Source organism: Fodinicola feengrottensis, from assembly GCF_039530045.1.
GTDB classification, from domain to species: domain Bacteria; phylum Actinomycetota; class Actinomycetes; order Mycobacteriales; family HKI-0501; genus Fodinicola; species Fodinicola feengrottensis.
In genome coordinates this window covers 23,735-39,443 of the sequence record NZ_BAAANY010000045.1, presented here as the reverse complement: position 1 = coordinate 39,443, position 15,709 = coordinate 23,735, and the positions used below count along the sequence as shown (strand labels likewise).

The following is a 15,709-nucleotide window of genomic DNA, read 5'->3' as shown; positions in this document are numbered from 1 at the left end:
TGCGGGTCGGTGGCTTCTGAGCCGGAGACGCAGGAGGTTGTTTCGGACTGCGGCAATTGCTGCGGATGAGCCCGGAATGAGTACGCCTACGGCTGAGGCCGAAGCTGGAATATCGCGGCGGTTGCGCGATGTGGTGGAGCGCTTGGCGACTGATGAGTTTACTGGTCGAAGAATTGGTACGAGTGGCGGCCGTGCTTCTGGGCGGTGGTTGGAGAACATCCTTCGTGACGCGGGCACGGCGGTGAGCGCGGTGGAGTTTGAGGCGTCCGTACGCGATGTCTATGCCACGCCAGTGCTGGAGTGGGGCGGGCAGAAGTTGGTGCATCGTCGCGATTTCGCCGAGCATCTGGCCTCGGCCGAGGCCCCCGATCTGCGGTCGGCTGCACTGGCCACCGTGGACGAGCCGGATTGGTCGGGCCTCTGGATCCTCGCCCCTTCGGCAAACCCGGAGCATGTCCGGCGTGCGGTGGCGGAAGGTGCGGCGGGTTTGCTCGTACCTCGGGCCGTCGACGAGGCCGGGTGGATGCCGAAGATGATCGCCGGTCCGCCGGTGGTCGCGGTGCCGGTGATCTCGGTACGCACCGATCTGCATGCGGCGATGACGAAACATCCTGCACGCCTCCAGGCGTCAGTGCCGATGCGGTCTTCGGTCGTGACGGGAGTGAACGTCTTCGGCGAGTTTCGCGCTCCGCGGGCCGGTGGGATGTCGATTTTGTTGACAGCGCACCGGGACGGTGTGGGCGACGACCCGGATCTGCGTTTTCCCGCGGCTGCGGACAATGCCTCGGGGGTGGCCGTGGTCGTGGAGGCGGTTCGCCTGCTGGTGCCCGTGCTGCCGCCCGACGTTGGTCTGGCGGTGGCATTGCTGGACGGCGAAGAAGTCGGCACGTGGGGTTCGGCGCATCACGCACCGAGCGTGCGGCCGGGTACGTACGTGATCAACGTCGACGGCGCAGCTCACCTGAGCGAAGCCGCCGCGATCGAAGCCGGCGGGCCGGCCGAGCCTTTGTTGGCCGCTCTGGATCAAGCCGGCCGTCACGTCGGCGTACCGCTGCGGGCCGGGTCGATGGCCTCGGACAACCGGCGCTACGCCGCGGCCGGTCTGCCCGCGGTCGGCATCGGTATGGGCATGCCGGGTTACCAAACACCGGCCGAGACACCGGATCGGGTGAATGACGACACTCTGTTGGCAGCGACCCGGCTGGTGGTGGAGACGGTCCGTGTTTTGGTCGGAATCAAGGAATCCGGCGTTCGATGAAGATCGTGTCGTGCCACCGGCCGTCGCGTTGGGCGATGCGTTCGCGTACGCCGACCGTGCGGAATCCAGCCGAGTGGTGCAGTGCGAGGCTGGCCTTGTTTTCTGAGAATATCGCGGATTGCAGCGTCCACAGGCCCGCGGTGTCGGCGGCGGTGACCTGCCGGTGAATGAGCGCTTTGCCGACACCGCGACCGCGCATCCCGTCGGCGACATACAACGAGGTCTCACCGACGCCGGCATAACAGGGCCGCGTCGATGCCGGCGTGATCGCCGCCCAGCCCACGACGACGCCGTCGATTTCGGCGACCCACCGGTGGTCGGGCAGCCATTTCGCGTCCAGGACGGTACGGCTGGGGACCGCGGTCTCGAAGGTGGCTACGCCGGTGGCCATGCCTTCGGCGTAGATCCGCCGTACAGCCGGCCAGTCCCGGCTGGTCAACGGGCGCACGGTGACGTCTTCGGGCAGGTCGGTCGGGCAGCACGGCCGGGGCGCGAGCAGTCCCATGACCACGTCGGCGGCCTGCGGGAAGCCGGAGCAGCACGCCTGGTTCACCGACACCCGCGTACTGGTGCCGTCCTTGCGCAGGTGAATGAACCCGACCTCGGCGAGTTTGCGCAGGTGGTGGGAGCAGGTGGACTGGCTGATGCCGAGCAGGTCGGTGAGCGCGCCGACGGTGGTTTCGCCGGTGGCGCTGGCGATCGCCTGCAGCAGCCGTACGCGGGTGGGGTCGGCCAACGTGGCGAACCACTCCGCGTAGGTGGCCGCGTCATTCGGGCTGATCGCCGGAGCCAGGGTGCTGGTCATGAACAGATTATCGATGTACATCGATGGTTGCGTCAATCGACGGCCATCGATATAGTCCCGAGCCAACAACCTATTAATCGAATGCGATCGATGAATGAGGTGTCGATATGAACGAAAACCTGCCGGTAGTGGTGGTCGGCGCTGGCCCCATCGGGCTGGCCACGGCCGCGCAACTAGTGGAGCGCGGCCTCGAGCCGATTGTGCTTGAAGCCGGCGCGGCGCCGGGCGCGGCCGTGCGCGAGTGGCATCACGTCCGCTTGTTCTCCCGCTGGGGTGGGCTGATCGACCCGGCCGCCGCGCGGCTGCTGGGTGGTACGGGATGGCAGCCGCCCGCGGCTGACGGGTACCCGACTGGCCTGGAGTGGGCGACCGCGTACCTGCAGCCGTTGGCGGCGGCGCTGGGTTCGCGGGTGCGACTGAACAGCCGGGTGGTGGGTGTCACCCGCCGTGGCCGGGATCGGGTGGTCGACGCCGGGCGGGACGAGGAGCCGTTGACCGTACGGTTCGTCGACGAGACCGGTGCTGAGCAGCGGATGCTGGCTCGCGCGGTGATCGATGCGTCCGGGACCTGGTCCTTGCCTAACCCGGTCGGTGGCGACGGCCTGCCGGCGCTCGGCGAAATCGCCGCAGCGAAGCGGATTTCCTACCGGGTACCGGATCTGGCCGATCCGACCGAGGCCGCACGGTATGCCGGAAAGCGGGTCGCGGTGGTCGGCAGCGGGCATTCCGCGCTCACCGCGCTGGTCACCTTCACCCAGTTCGCCCCGGAAAATCCGGGCACCGAGCTGGTGTGGGTGCTGCGCCGCGGGGTCGGCAATGCCTTTGGTGGGGGCGAATCCGACCAGCTGGTGGCCCGTGGCGCGTTGGGGCAACGGGCAAAGGCGGCGGTCGATGCCGGGCACGTGGACGTCGTGACCGGATTCCGAACCACTGACATCGACCAGGTCGACAACCGTCTGGTGCTCGTGGGTGACGACGGGCGCACGCTCGACCCGGTGGATGAGGTCGTGGCGGTGACCGGGTTCCGGCCAGACCTGTCCTGGCTGTCGGAGGTACGCCTGGATCTGGACGCGCGGCTGCAGGCGCCGGTGGCGCTGGCGCCGTTGATCGACCCGAACGTCCACTCCTGCGGCACGGTTTATCCGCATGGCGCCAAGGAACTTGCCCACCCGGAACCGAACCTGTACCTGGTGGGAATGAAAAGTTACGGCCGAGCGCCAACATTCCTGGCCATGACCGGATACGAACAGGTACGCAGCGTCGTCGCAGGCATCGCCGGCGACCAGGCCGCCGCTGAGCGAATCGAGCTGACCCTGCCCGACACGGGCGTGTGCGGCGGCGCCGGACTGTTCGACGAACCCGGCGCCGATGCTGGCGCTGGCGGCTGCTGCGTACCGGCCGCGGTGGAGTTGACGCTGACCGCGCCACCGCGCGACTAACGGTTCCACGTACAGGGCCGATGACAAGTCCGAGCCAGCTCGCCGCCCAGGTCGCGCGGCGGCGCGCGTTGTGGGGATTGTGCGTCACCGAGATCACCAGCTGGGGCGTGTTGTTCTACGCCTTCCCGGTGCTCGCGCCGACCATCACCACGACCACGCGTTGGCCAGCCACCGTGGTCACCGCGGCGTTCTCCCTCGGACTCGTCATCTCCGCGCTCGGCGGCATCCCGCTGGGCCGCTGGCTGGACCGGCACGGCCCACGCGCTCTGATGAGCGCCGGTTCGGTGCTCGGCGTGGTCGCGGTGCTGTGCATCGCGACCGCACCCAACCTGCCGCTGTTCGTGGCAGGCTGGGTGCTGGCCGGGCCAGCGATGGCCGCGACCTTCTACCCACCCGCGTTCGCGGCCGTCACCCGCTGGTACGGCCCGGACCGGGTGAAAGCGTTGACAGCGCTGACATTGGTGGCCGGGTTCGCCAGTACGGTGTTCGCTCCGCTGGCCGCAGCGCTGGACGCCTGGCTGGGCTGGCGGGGCGCGTACCTGGTCCTGGCCGTGGTGCTGGCCGCGGTCACCATCCCCATCCACGTCTTCGGGCTGCGGTTGCCATGGCCGCCGATCGAACACCACCGGCAGCACGGATCGACCGCACCCGTTCGTAGAATCGTTGCCAGTCGCGGTTTCCTTGCACTGCTGGTGTCCGTCGGGCTTGGTGGATTCGCCATTTACGCCGTCGTGGTGAACCAGGTTCCGCTGCTGATCGGTCGCGGTGTGTCGCCGACGCTGGCGGCGTGGGCGCTCGGGCTCGGTGGCGCCGGTCAGGTGCTGGGGCGACTGTTTTACGCGCCAGTGCTGGCGAAACTGCCGGTCGTCGCTCGTACGGTCGGGATTTTCGCGGCCGGCGCGGCAACGACAGCGCTGCTCGCGGTGCTGTCCGGGCCGGCAGTCGCCCTGGTGGCTGCGGCGATACTCGCCGGGGTGGCGCGCGGCCTGTACACGCTGGTGCAGGCCACCGCGGTCAGCGACCGATGGGGCGCGGCAGCCTACGGCACGCTCAGCGCGGTCCTGACCACGCCCATCACGATCGCGACCGCAATCGCGCCCTGGGCCGGCACCAGTATCGCCGCCGCGATAGGCGGATATCCCGCGTTGTTCGCGTTGTTGGCCCTGATCTGCCTCGCTGGCACTGTCATCGCCCTCTGGACCGCCCCGATGAGATCCACTCGCCGCGCTGCCGAAGAGAACGGCTCTTTTCTTTCCCCTTAACGAAAGTGTGTGTTGCATATGTGTGCCTTCGACACGGTCGTGATCGGCGGCGGGCAGTCCGGGCTGGCGACCGCCTACCGGCTGCGCGAAGCGGGACTGCGCCCGCTGATCCTGGAAGCCGGCCCGGCGGCGGTCGGCTCCTGGCCGCATTACTACGACAGTCTGCGGCTGTTCTCGCCGGCTCGATACAGCGCTCTACCGGGACGGGTATTTGACGGCGATCCGGACCGGTATCCGCACCGCGACGAGGTCACCGCGTACCTGTCGGCCTACGCCGAGGCACTGGATGTGGACATCCGAACAGATAGCCGCGTCGAACGCGTCACCACTGACGGGCCGGAATTCCTTGTACACCTAGAAAATGGCACTGTGCTCACCGCGCCGTCGGTGGTCGCGGCGACCGGTGGGTTCGGTCACCCGTACCGCCCGACGCTTCCCGGTTTGGAATCGTTCAGCGGTACGGTTCTGCATGCCAGCCAATACCGCAACCCGCAACCGTACGCAGGCCGGCGGATTGTCGTGGTGGGTGCGGGAAACTCCGCCGTCCAGATCGCCGTCGAACTCGCCGACACCGCGACCGTCACCCTGGCCAGCCGAGCGCCGGTGACGTTCCTACCGCAACGGCCGTTCGGGCGAGATCTGCATTATTGGTTCACCGTCACGGGATTCGATTTCGCCCCACTGGGTCGATGGGTTGAGGCGCCGACCCAACCGGTCATCGACGACCGCCATTACCGAGCCGCCGTTGTTGCCGGCAAGCCGGATCGGCGGGAGATGTTCACGCGCATCGACGGCTCGTCGGTGATCTGGCCGGACGGGAGTCGGGAGCACGTCGATGTTTTGTTGCTGGCGACCGGGTACCGGCCCGATCTGGGCTATCTCGCCGACCTCGGAGCGCTGGACTCGGACGGAAACCCTCGCCACCGTGCTGGATTGTCCACGACTCATCCAAGCCTGGCGTACGTCGGCGTGGAATGGCAACGCACTCCAGCTTCCGCGTCTCTACGCGGCGTCGGCCGGGACGCGAAACATATAGCCGCGCGGTTCGGGCAGCAGGTGATCCGTGGCGCCCGCGCCTGAGACACGACGCTTCTTTCCTACGTCACCCCTCAGGTACGCCGGAATGGCTTGAGGAACAACAGAAGTACGGACGCGACGGCCATCCAGCCGGCGAGGTAGCTGAACGCCGCGGTGGCTGACACTGTGGTCCACAACAGTCCGGCGCCAGCGCTGGCAGCGAAGTTGCCGATGGCTTGGACGGTGGCCAACAACCCGAATGCCGCGCCGCGTATGCCGGCCGGCGCGAGAGCGGCGACCGCCGAATGCTGGGCGGTCTCCACGCATCCGATCGCCAGCCCAGCCGCGAGGAACGGGATCCCCAGCAGGACAAGATTCGTGATGGGGAAGGCGAAACCGACATACGCTGCGGCGAAAACCAACGCGCCGGCCAGAAACACCAACACCGGTCCGCGGCTGCCGAGCCGGTCCGCCGTACGGCCCGCGGGCAGTGACGCGACCGTGGCGGCGACGTTGTAGAGGGTGTAGAGCGCCAACGCAAGCGTGGTGGCGGCGGTCGCGCCGTAGCCGGGCCGGAGCAGGTCGGTGGCGCGCAGGATCAGCAGGGTCGCGGCCACGTTGCCGACCTCGAACACGGCCGCCGCCGCGATCAGCCGGCCCAGTTTTCCCTGCATGACCGGCCTGATCCGCAGCCGCAGTGGTACGCGGTCGCGTTCGCGTGAGCGCGCGGTGTGCCGGATGGCGTAGATGATCGCGACCGCCGCGAGCAGGCCGGGAATCACCGACAGCCCGATGGCGGCGCGTACGCCCAGCGTCGCGACCAGCACGAGCGCGAGCAGCGGGCCGACGATCGCCCCGAGGTTGTCCATCATCCGCTCGAACCCGTACGCGCGCCCGTACGCGCTGGCCGGCACCACATCGGCAAGCAACGCGTTGCGGGCCGGCACCCGCAACCCGCGGGCCGCCCACGCCCCAGCACGCAGCACCCCGACCTGCCACGCCGCACCGGCGGCGCCGGTCAACGCGGCCAACACCGCCGTGCTCGCGTACCCACCGACCGCGATCCGGCGACGGCGGCGCGGATCATCGGCCAGCGCGCCACCGACGAACCTCGCGCCGCCGGCCAGCGCATCGGAGATTCCCTCAATCAACCCGAGCACCACCGCCGGCGCGCCCAACGTCGAAGTGAGCAGGCTCGGCAACAACGCGGTGGGGATCTCATGCCCCACATCGGCCAGAAAGCTGGCGGTGCCGATGCCGGCGACTGGTCGGGACAGCCATCGTGCCTGCTCTGCTTCGGATTCGGCCGGATCGGTCGTGGGCGCCATGATCGCATTCTGCCGGTGATCTCACCGCCGTTGCGACTGTCGCACAAGATGCCTGTCCGCTCAGGTAGCCGGGCTAGGGTCGACGTCTGCTGGCGTACCGCCGCCCGCGGGTAGAGAAATCAGTCCTCGGGTGTGTAGTCGAAGATGTAGCCGACTCCGCGCACGGTCCGGATTGGCCCTGGATCGTCGTCGGGTCCGCTGCGTAGCCGGGTGCGGAGCCGTTTGATGTGCACGTCGAGGGTTTTGTTGCTGTCGCCGTAGCCTTTGCCCCAGACGGTGTCCAGCAGGTAGCGGCGGGTCAGCGCGCGGCCGGCGTTGTCCATCAGCAGGACCAGAAGTTGGTGTTCCTTCATCGGAAGATGCACCAGTTTCCCGTGGACCTTGAGTTGGAAGCCGTCCAGGTGAAGTTCGATCGCGCCGATCCGCAACACCCGTAGCTGCCCGATCGAAACAGGCGTGACCCTCGCGTACGCCGAGGCAGCGTCCTTCGATGACTGGTTCATCGATGGCGCGGGTTCGGCGTTCATCAGGAGTCTCACCCGACCTTCCCGGTGATGTAGTCTTCGGTGGCTTTTTCGTTGGGGTTGCTGAAGATCCGCGAGGTCGGGCCGATCTCGACCAGGGCGCCGGCCTGCCCGAGGCCCGGTACGGTGAGAAACGCGGTGGTGTCCGAGACGCGCGCGGCTTGCTGCATGTTGTGGGTGACGATGATGATCGTGTAGCTGGCTTTCAGTTCCGCGATCAGGTCTTCGATGACCAGGGTCGAGATCGGGTCGAGCGCCGAGCAGGGCTCATCCATCAGCAGCACCCTCGGCTCCACCGCGAGAGCGCGGGCGATGCACAGTCGCTGCTGTTGCCCGCCGGACAGGCTGGAGCCGGCGGCTTTGAGACGGTCCTTGACTTCCGGCCACAGACCCGCGCGGGTCAGGGACACTTCGACGATGTCGTCGTACTCGCTGGTGCGCCGGCCGCGGCGACCCAGCCGCAGCCCGGCGACGACATTGTCGTAGATGCTCATCGTCGGAAACGGGTTGGGGCGCTGGAAAACCATGCCGACGTTGCGGCGTACCAGCACCGGGTCGACGCCTTTGCCGAGGATGTTGATGTCATCGATCAGCACCTGGCCCTGGACCCTGCCGGTCGGGGTGTTCAGGTGCATGCCGTTGACGCAGCGCAGCACGGTGGATTTGCCGCAGCCAGACGGCCCGATTAAGGCGGTCACCTCGGTGGGCTCCACAATGAGGTTGACGCCGGTCACGGCCAGGTGGCTGCCGTAGAAAGCGCTCAGGTCGCGGATCTCGACCCGGCTTCCGGTACGGCCGGGTAATGCCGCGTCGATGGTTTCGTTTTCCAGCCCGGAAATATCGCTGGGCGCGCGCTCGGTGACGACGGTGCGGATCTTCACCGGCACGTTGGTGGGCTCTGGTGTGGTCATGTCAGCGTCCCGAGGTGAAGGTCCGGCGGCTCGCGAGGCGGGCCACGATGGTGGCGATCAGGACGATCGCGATCAAGGTGAGCGCGCCGGCCCAGGCGCGGGCTTGGGCTGCTTTGTAGCCGGTGATGGCGGAGCCGAAGATCTGCAACGACAGCGTCGACATCCGATGCGTCGGGTTCACTTCGGTGAACAGGTCGTTCCCCAGCGCTGTCAACAAAAGCGGCGCGGTTTCCCCCATCGCGCGGGCGACCGCCAGCATCACCCCGGTGATCACCCCGGTGCGCGCGGTTGGCAGCACGATGGAGGTGATCGTACGGGCTTTCGTGACCCCGAGCGCGAGACTGGCTTCCCGGAGCTCAGCGGGCACCAGGCGCAGCATTTCGGCGGTGGAACGGATCACCAGCGGCAGCATCACCAAGGCGAGAGCCACCGCGCCGGCAAGCCCGGAGAACCCGAACTGGGTGACCCAGATCGCGTACACGAACGCGCCTGTGACGATGGTCGGTACCCCGACGAGTACGTCGGTGAGGAAGCTGACCCAGCGGGCCAGCCGGCCGCCGTACTCGACGATGAGCACCGCCGCGGACATGCCCAGCGGGACCGCGATCGCGGTGGCGATGCCGACGATCTCCACGCTTCCGATGATGCCGTTCACGAACCCGCCACCGGCATCGGCCGGATTGCCCGGCGGGGTCTGCGTGAGGAATTCGGGACCGAGGAACTGCAGTCCGATCGATGCCACGTATCCCAGCACCCACAACAAAACCGCGACGCATGCGATCATGACCGCAGCCAATATGCCGGTCATCGTGGCGTCCACGACACGGCGCCGACCGCGGTGCCGGATCGGTGCCTGGACAATCTGCTGCCGGCGTGTGATCGGCGCAGCGACAATCGTGTCGGTCATCAGGCGATATCCTCTCCGGAGCGGCGAACGATCAGTTTGCCGATCACGTTGACCACCAGCGCGAAGGCCATCAGCCACAGCGCGACCACAAACAACGACTGCAGGTGGAACGGCTGGTTGGCTTCGGTGAACTCGTTCGCGATCACCGACGGCATGGTGGCGCCCTGGCCGAGAATGCTGGCGGTGATCGCCAGTACGTTGTTGCCGATCACCATCGTGACGGCGATCGTCTCACCCAACGCGCGGCCCAGTCCCAAAATCGACGCGCCGATGATCCCCGACCGCGACCGCGGAAGTACGGCCATGCGCAGCATTTCCCAGCGGGTCGCGCCCAGCGCCGATGCCGCTTCTTTCTCCGCGACCGGTGCAAGGCTGAACACTTCGCGGACGATGGCGGTGATGATCGGCAGCACCATGATCGCCAAAATCACGCCAGCAGTCAGGTACGAGACACCGAAAAACGGTCCGGCGAAAGCGATCCCGACCACCGGAATGTGGCCGAGCGTGTTGCCCACGGCCGCGCCGATCGGTTGCAATGCCGGGACGAGCGCGAAAATGCCCCAGAATCCGTACACGACACTCGGAATCGCCGCCAGCAGGTCGACCAGGTAGCTCAACGGCCGTTGCAACCATTTCGGTGCGACATCAGTGATGTACAGGGCGACCGCGATCGACACCGGGACGGCGATCAGCATCCCGATCACCGAGGTGACGATGCTGCCGTAGACGAACTGCAGGATCCCGTACGGATTCGGGTTGCTACTGGCCGAAGTCGCCTCCGACGGCGCCCACCGGTCCGACATCAGATAACTCAGCGGGCCGTAATGCATGATGGCCGGCCACGAGTCGACGATCAGAAACACCGCCGTACCGACCAAAACGGCGATGACCAACACTCCGACGGCTCGCATGAACACCGCGAACAAGGTGTCCGCGGACCGCCACCGGGACCGTCGCGCGACCAGCAGCTGACTCACCGATTCCCGCGGTGGGCTGTGGTTCGTATCCAGCATTGTTCTCCTCACCGGCACAGCCTCGATGGCGCGGCAGGCGCGCCACCGAGGCCAATCTCCTTTGGTACGCGCAATCTGTTACGCCGCCAGCGGCGTGCCGTTGAGCGTCATCTTCTTGACCTGGCCGATGGCCAATTGCTGCAGGTCTTTGCCCAGCGGCGCGTAGTGGACCTGACTGGCCTGGTCTTGGCCGGTGGTCAGCACCCACGAGAAGAAGTTCGCCAACGCGGCGGCCTTCGCCTTGTCCGTCTGCCTCTGGTACACCAGCGCGTACGTCGTGCCCGTGATCGGGTAGGCGTTGGCGTCACTGCCATCGGTCAAGCTCGTACGCAAGTCGGCCGGGAACTGCAGGCCCTCCACGTCCTTGGTGACGGTGGCGATGCACGGCTGGATGAAGTTGCCGGCCTTGTTTTTCACCTGTCCGTAGGTGAGGTCCTGCGCCAGCGCGTACGCCAACTCCACGTACCCGATCGCACCCTCGGTCTGGTTCACCACACCAGACACACCCTCGTTGCCCTTACCGCCGATACCCACCGGCCACGCGACCTCCTTGCCGACCGAGCGGTCCTTCCCGCCCAGTTTGCTCACCCAGGATGGCGATTCCTTGGTCAGGTAGTCGGTCCACACCGCGGTCGTACCCGAACCATCCGAGCGGTGCGCGACGGCGATCGGTTCGTCCGGCAGCTTGATGCCCGGATTCAGCGCCGTCAACGCTGGATCGTTCCACTTTGTGATCTCACCCGCGAAAATCTTCCCGAGCGTGTCCCCGCCGAACTTCAACCCGCTCTTGACACCGTTCACCTTGTACGTCGGCACCACCGCGCCCAACGTCAACGGAATGTGCAGAATCGGGCCACCTTTCGCCGCCGCCAGCTCGGAATCCTTCATGGGAGTGTCACTCGCTCCGAAGTCCACCGTACCGGCGGAAATCTGCTTCACCCCACCCCCGGACCCGATCGACTGATAGGCGACCTGAACGTTGCCCACACTCGCGTAGTTCTTCGTCCACACCGACAAAATGGGGGCCACAAATGTCGAGCCGGCGCCGGACAGTTTGCTTGCGACACCAGGAATCTTCGCGACACCGTTGGTGTAGCCGGGTTTGTCCGCGCCCGCACTGGAGCAGATCTGTTTGCCGAATCCCGTCGCGTCCCCGCTAGAGGTAGTCGAACCAACGTTGCTGGTGCTTCCGCACCCGGCCAGCACCACGACGAAGCACGTCCCGGCACCCACCACTGCAGTGACCGCCGCAAGCATCCGTCCAGACATCAAACCCCTCACTACCGTTGCCGACGACGCCCGACGCGTCATCTCCGCGGCACACCATCGGAATCATTCGCATCAGTCCCCGGACACCCGGGTGAACGCGTGGTTAACAACGGCCAACATCAGAGTCAAACCCGCGCGGTTACGCACACACCGACACTTGACTTCGACGACCGTCGATATCGACGGCTGTCGAATCCGCCGCCATCCGCGGCGACTGCTGCACCGATCCCTGGCACCAAAAATTCCGCAGGGAACCCGCGGGTATCAGGCCTACGGGATGCGGTGATCCAGGTGCCGGCACATGATCCACGGAGAGAACCCAGCGAGCCGTTTGGCCGACAGTCAGCGGTCACCTCGACGCGTAGCGTTGCACCTATCGGGACGTTCCAGAGGTGACGTTATGGCCCTACAAATCCTTATCGGTTGCCATATTCTTGCCGGCCTGGCGGCGGTCATTCTGGGCGCCATGACGATGTTCGCCCGCAAGGCACCGGGACGGCACCCCCGGAGAGGTCGTCGTTATCTTGTGGCGCTCGGCGCGGTTTTCGTCACCGGCACAGCCATCGCCACCACGAACTGGGCACATCTGTGGCATCTTGCGACCACCGGGCTGGTGGCGGTTGCCTGCGCGACGACCGGCTATCTCGCACATCGCATCCAGTGGCGAGGTTGGTTGTGGACGCATATTCCGGCGATGACAGGCTCGTACACGGCGATGTTGACCGCTTTTTATGTCGACAACGGGCCACGCCTGCCGGTCTGGAATCTGCTCCCCGCCGTGACATTCTGGTTCCTGCCCACGGCTGTCGCCGTGCCGTTGCTCGTACGCGCACTCCGCAAATATGCCGGGAAAACTGGCACCATCCTTGACTCACGCGAGCAAATTCCGTAGTCCTTCCCACTGCTCGGCCACCAACGAATACCAGGTCCACGTGCCACGTGGCTCCCGTCGCAGCAGGCCCGCATTCACCAGCACCTTGAGGTGGTGGCTGACCGTTGGCTGACTCAACCCGACCGGCTCGGTCAAATCACACACGCACGCCTCGCCAGCGGGCGCGGCGCGGATCAGACTCAACAACTGCAACCGGGTCGGATCGGCGACCGCCTTTAGCGTCTTCGCCAGGTCCTCAGCGGCCGCGCGGTCCAGTGGCGCCTCGGTCGGCGCCGAACTCGCGCACGACCTGACTGCTGGCTCGACGACCACATGCGTGGTCGTACCGCTCGCGGTCATTCGCCCGTACCCCCTACACCGAACAGCTCATTGATGGACATCTATGAAGCCTGCTACCGTACTCATCATAGACGAACATCTATGAATCGGAAGCGGGGTTCGCGTGGCCACGGAAACCAGTTCAGCGACCACCACCGGCACTGCCGTGGTCGGCCGACTGTCGGTGCTCGACCGGTTCCTGCCGGTCTGGATCCTCGCCGCCATGGGCCTGGGCCTGCTGCTCGGCCGGATCATTCCCAGCCTCAGCGGCGTCCTGGACGCGGTGAAGATCGGGTCGGTGTCCCTGCCGATCGCGCTCGGGCTGCTGCTGATGATGTATCCGGTGCTGGCCAAGGTCCGGTACGGCCACCTGAACACCGTCACGGGCGATCGCCGGATGCTGCTCTCGTCGCTGGCGTTGAACTGGATCGTCGGCCCGGCCGTGATGTTCGCGCTGGCCTGGCTGCTGCTGCCCGACCAACCGGCGTACCGGACCGGGTTGATCATCGTCGGCCTGGCTCGGTGCATCGCAATGGTGCTCATCTGGAACGACCTGTCCTGCGGCGACCGAGAAGCCGCCGCCGTCCTGGTGGCCATCAACTCGGTGTTCCAGATCGTCGCGTTCGCTGCGCTCGGCTGGTTCTACCTCAACCTGCTACCCGGCTGGCTCGGACTGCCGCAGACCGACCTGCACGTCTCTATCGGCGTTATCGCTGGCAGCGTCCTGATTTTCCTCGGCATTCCCCTGGTCGCCGGATTCCTCACCCGGCTGATCGGTGAGCGCCGCAAAGGCACCGACTGGTACGAAAACCGATTCCTGCCCAAGATCGGGCCGGTCGCTCTGTACGGCCTGCTGTTCACCATCGTGATCCTGTTCGCCCTGCAGGGGCACACCATCACCTCCGAACCGCTCAACGTGGTCCGGATCGCCTTGCCGCTGCTGGCATACTTCGCGCTGATGTGGGGACTTTCCTTCCTCCTCGGAAAAACCATCGGCCTGCCGTACAACCGCACCGCGACCCTCGCGTTCACCGCCGCCGGCAACAACTTCGAACTCGCCATCGCCGTCGCGATCGCCGTTTTCGGTGTCACCTCAGGACAAGCACTCGCCGGCGTCGTCGGACCACTCATCGAAGTCCCGGTCTTGGTGGCTCTCGTGTACGTGTCCTTGTGGGCCGGACGGCGGTTCTTCCCCGGCGACCCGACAGTCCCTCACCGCCGCACTCCACCAGCACCGACTGGAAAGCCTGTCTCATGAACGGCCCGGAAAGCACGCCATCCGAGCACCAGCCGTGCTGCCCGCCCCAACTGCGCAACGCTCTGACCGACGCGGACGCCATCGCCGCCGCACGCCGCTTCAAAGCGCTCGCCGACCCAGTGCGCGTACGGCTGCTGTCCATCATCGCCGCGCACGGCGGCGGCGAAGCCTGCCCCGCCGATCTCGCTGCTGCGCTGACGGTCTCGCAGCCCACCATCAGCCATCACTTGAAAATGCTGCGCGACAGCGAACTCCTCACGGCCGAACGGCACGCATCCTTCGTGCACTACCACGTCGCCCCGCACACCCTCAATGCGTTGTCCGCCGTACTGGACTGGTTCGCCGACCCGCCACCCGCAGATCCGACCACTGGCAGCCGCCACCGAACTGCCGACCCCGCACCGGAGGCCACCATGGCACGCTCCCTGGCCGACCTACCGCTCGCGAACACCGACCGCATGCTCGACCGCATCGCCGACCGGCTCGCGCTGCGCTTCCACGGCGTCTTCAGCCGCACCACCGTGCTGCGGTATCTGCACGAGTCGTACGAACTGCTCCAACAGCCGGCGACCGTACGCACCCATCTCCTCACCGTCGCCGAACACTTCACCGCCGAACGACTCACCGCCCTCGCGCACACCCGCGACGCCGCCGCCAAAGCCGTACCCGACGTACTTTTCGTCTGCACCCACAACGCCGGCCGCTCCCAACTCGCCGCGGCACTGCTGACACACCACTCCGGTGGCCGCGTCACCGTCCATTCCGCCGGCTCTGACCCCGCCGCGGCGATGGACCCCGCAATCCTGACCGTGCTCGCCGAAATCGGCGTCAGCGTCGACACCGCGTTCCCCAAACCGCTCACCGACGAAGTCGTCCAGGACGCCGACATCATCGTCACCATGGGCTGCGGCGACGCCTGCGCGATCCTGCCCGGCAAGCGGTACTACGACTGGGACATCGCCGACCCCGACGACGCCTCCCTCGACCTTGTACGCACCATCCGAGACGAAATCAACCAGCACATCCAACAACTGATCACCGACATCACGCCCGTCAAGGAGCCCGCATGAGCAAGCCCGCCGTCCTTTTCGTCTGCGTCCACAACGCCGGCCGCTCCCAAATGGCCGCCGGCTGGCTGACCCACCTGGCCAGCGACACCATCGACGTCCGCTCCGCCGGATCCATCCCCGGCGACCAAATCAACCCCATGGCCGTACAAGCCATGCACGAGGTCGGCATCGACATCACCCACCAGACACCGAAAATCCTCACCACCGACGCCGTCCAAGCCTCCGACGTTGTCATCACCATGGGCTGCGGCGACGCATGCCCCATCTTTCCCGGCAAACGCTACGAAGACTGGACCCTCACCGACCCCGCCGGGCAACCCATCGAAACCGTACGACTCGTACGCGACGACATCCACCAACGCATCCAGGACCTCATCAACGAACTCGCCCCACAGCGAGCGGCACACTGAACACCATGAGCTGCCTCGACTGCGGCGC

General features: G+C 66.5%; 16 protein-coding genes. 8 read left to right on the top strand and 8 right to left on the bottom strand.

The features are described from left to right. Positions 1-142 precede the first annotated feature (142 nt). Entirely contained in the window at positions 143-1,258 is a 1,116-nt protein-coding gene (locus ABD301_RS40280) for a M28 family metallopeptidase (RefSeq protein ID WP_344315292.1), read from the top strand. Here the strand turns inward: ABD301_RS40280 and ABD301_RS40275 are convergent. Continuing rightward, on the bottom strand, positions 1,236-2,063 hold the full coding sequence (locus ABD301_RS40275) for a helix-turn-helix domain-containing GNAT family N-acetyltransferase (protein WP_344315291.1): 828 nt from the start codon (positions 2,061-2,063) through the stop codon (positions 1,236-1,238). The genes ABD301_RS40280 and ABD301_RS40275 overlap by 23 nt on opposite strands. Before the next feature lie 107 nt (positions 2,064-2,170). Between ABD301_RS40275 and ABD301_RS40270 the strand changes: the two genes are divergently transcribed. From ABD301_RS40270 to ABD301_RS40260, 3 genes are read left to right on the top strand one after another with little or no spacing between them, the layout of a single operon-like run. Beyond that, positions 2,171-3,502, top strand: a complete 1,332-nt coding sequence (locus ABD301_RS40270) for an NAD(P)-binding domain-containing protein (RefSeq protein WP_344315290.1) — start codon at positions 2,171-2,173, stop codon at positions 3,500-3,502. 20 nt (positions 3,503-3,522) lie between these two features. Next, positions 3,523-4,764, top strand: a complete 1,242-nt coding sequence (locus ABD301_RS40265) for an MFS transporter (RefSeq protein ID WP_344315289.1) — start codon at positions 3,523-3,525, stop codon at positions 4,762-4,764. Positions 4,765-4,782: 18 nt separating this feature from the next. Further along, positions 4,783-5,844 carry a flavin-containing monooxygenase gene (locus tag ABD301_RS40260; RefSeq protein ID WP_344315287.1) on the top strand — a complete coding sequence of 354 codons (1,062 nt, stop codon included), beginning with the start codon at positions 4,783-4,785 and terminating at the stop codon, positions 5,842-5,844. Between the two features lie 29 nt (positions 5,845-5,873). On the opposite strand, the gene ABD301_RS40255 is transcribed toward ABD301_RS40260, so the two are convergent. The 6 genes from ABD301_RS40255 to pstS form a co-directional block, all read right to left on the bottom strand. Then, a complete protein-coding gene (locus tag ABD301_RS40255; RefSeq protein WP_344315285.1) occupies positions 5,874-7,109 on the bottom strand; it encodes an MFS transporter in 1,236 nt (411 codons plus the stop codon). 119 nt (positions 7,110-7,228) lie between these two features. Then, positions 7,229-7,648 (bottom strand): winged helix-turn-helix domain-containing protein, encoded by a 420-nt coding sequence (locus tag ABD301_RS40250; RefSeq protein WP_344315284.1) that lies wholly within the window; start codon positions 7,646-7,648, stop codon positions 7,229-7,231. Then, positions 7,645-8,544: a phosphate ABC transporter ATP-binding protein gene (locus ABD301_RS40245; protein WP_163568747.1), complete on the bottom strand. Its 900-nt coding sequence runs from the start codon at positions 8,542-8,544 to the stop codon at positions 7,645-7,647. The genes ABD301_RS40250 and ABD301_RS40245 overlap by 4 nt, the downstream gene beginning before the upstream one ends. Position 8,545: 1 nt before the next feature. Beyond that, positions 8,546-9,451: a phosphate ABC transporter permease PstA gene (gene pstA / locus ABD301_RS40240; RefSeq protein WP_163568746.1), complete on the bottom strand. Its 906-nt coding sequence runs from the start codon at positions 9,449-9,451 to the stop codon at positions 8,546-8,548. After that, complete coding sequence (gene pstC / locus ABD301_RS40235; protein WP_344315283.1) at positions 9,451-10,464, bottom strand: phosphate ABC transporter permease subunit PstC; 1,014 nt, start codon at positions 10,462-10,464, stop codon at positions 9,451-9,453. Before pstC ends, pstA begins: the two co-directional genes overlap by 1 nt. A gap of 78 nt (positions 10,465-10,542) precedes the next feature. Further along, entirely contained in the window at positions 10,543-11,733 is a 1,191-nt protein-coding gene (pstS, locus tag ABD301_RS40230) for a phosphate ABC transporter substrate-binding protein PstS (RefSeq protein ID WP_344315282.1), read from the bottom strand. 400 nt (positions 11,734-12,133) lie between these two features. On the opposite strand from pstS, the gene ABD301_RS40225 reads away from it, so the two are divergent. Next, a complete protein-coding gene (locus ABD301_RS40225) occupies positions 12,134-12,625 on the top strand; it encodes a hypothetical protein (RefSeq protein ID WP_344315281.1) in 492 nt (163 codons plus the stop codon). On the opposite strand, the gene ABD301_RS40220 is transcribed toward ABD301_RS40225, so the two are convergent. Continuing rightward, positions 12,605-12,964 (bottom strand): ArsR/SmtB family transcription factor, encoded by a 360-nt coding sequence (locus ABD301_RS40220; protein ID WP_163568741.1) that lies wholly within the window; start codon positions 12,962-12,964, stop codon positions 12,605-12,607. The two genes, ABD301_RS40225 and ABD301_RS40220, sit on opposite strands and share 21 nt — an antisense overlap. Before the next feature lie 103 nt (positions 12,965-13,067). Here ABD301_RS40220 and arsB point away from each other — a divergent pair, with 103 nt between their 5' ends. The 3 genes from arsB to ABD301_RS40205 are packed head-to-tail and all read left to right on the top strand — an operon-like array spanning position 13,068 to position 15,681. Next, positions 13,068-14,201: an ACR3 family arsenite efflux transporter gene (gene arsB, locus ABD301_RS40215; RefSeq protein ID WP_344315280.1), complete on the top strand. Its 1,134-nt coding sequence runs from the start codon at positions 13,068-13,070 to the stop codon at positions 14,199-14,201. Further along, a complete protein-coding gene (locus tag ABD301_RS40210; protein WP_344315279.1) occupies positions 14,198-15,271 on the top strand; it encodes a metalloregulator ArsR/SmtB family transcription factor in 1,074 nt (357 codons plus the stop codon). Before arsB ends, ABD301_RS40210 begins: the two co-directional genes overlap by 4 nt. Further along, on the top strand, positions 15,268-15,681 hold the full coding sequence (locus ABD301_RS40205; RefSeq protein WP_344315278.1) for an arsenate reductase ArsC: 414 nt from the start codon (positions 15,268-15,270) through the stop codon (positions 15,679-15,681). Before ABD301_RS40210 ends, ABD301_RS40205 begins: the two co-directional genes overlap by 4 nt. Positions 15,682-15,709 lie beyond the last annotated feature (28 nt).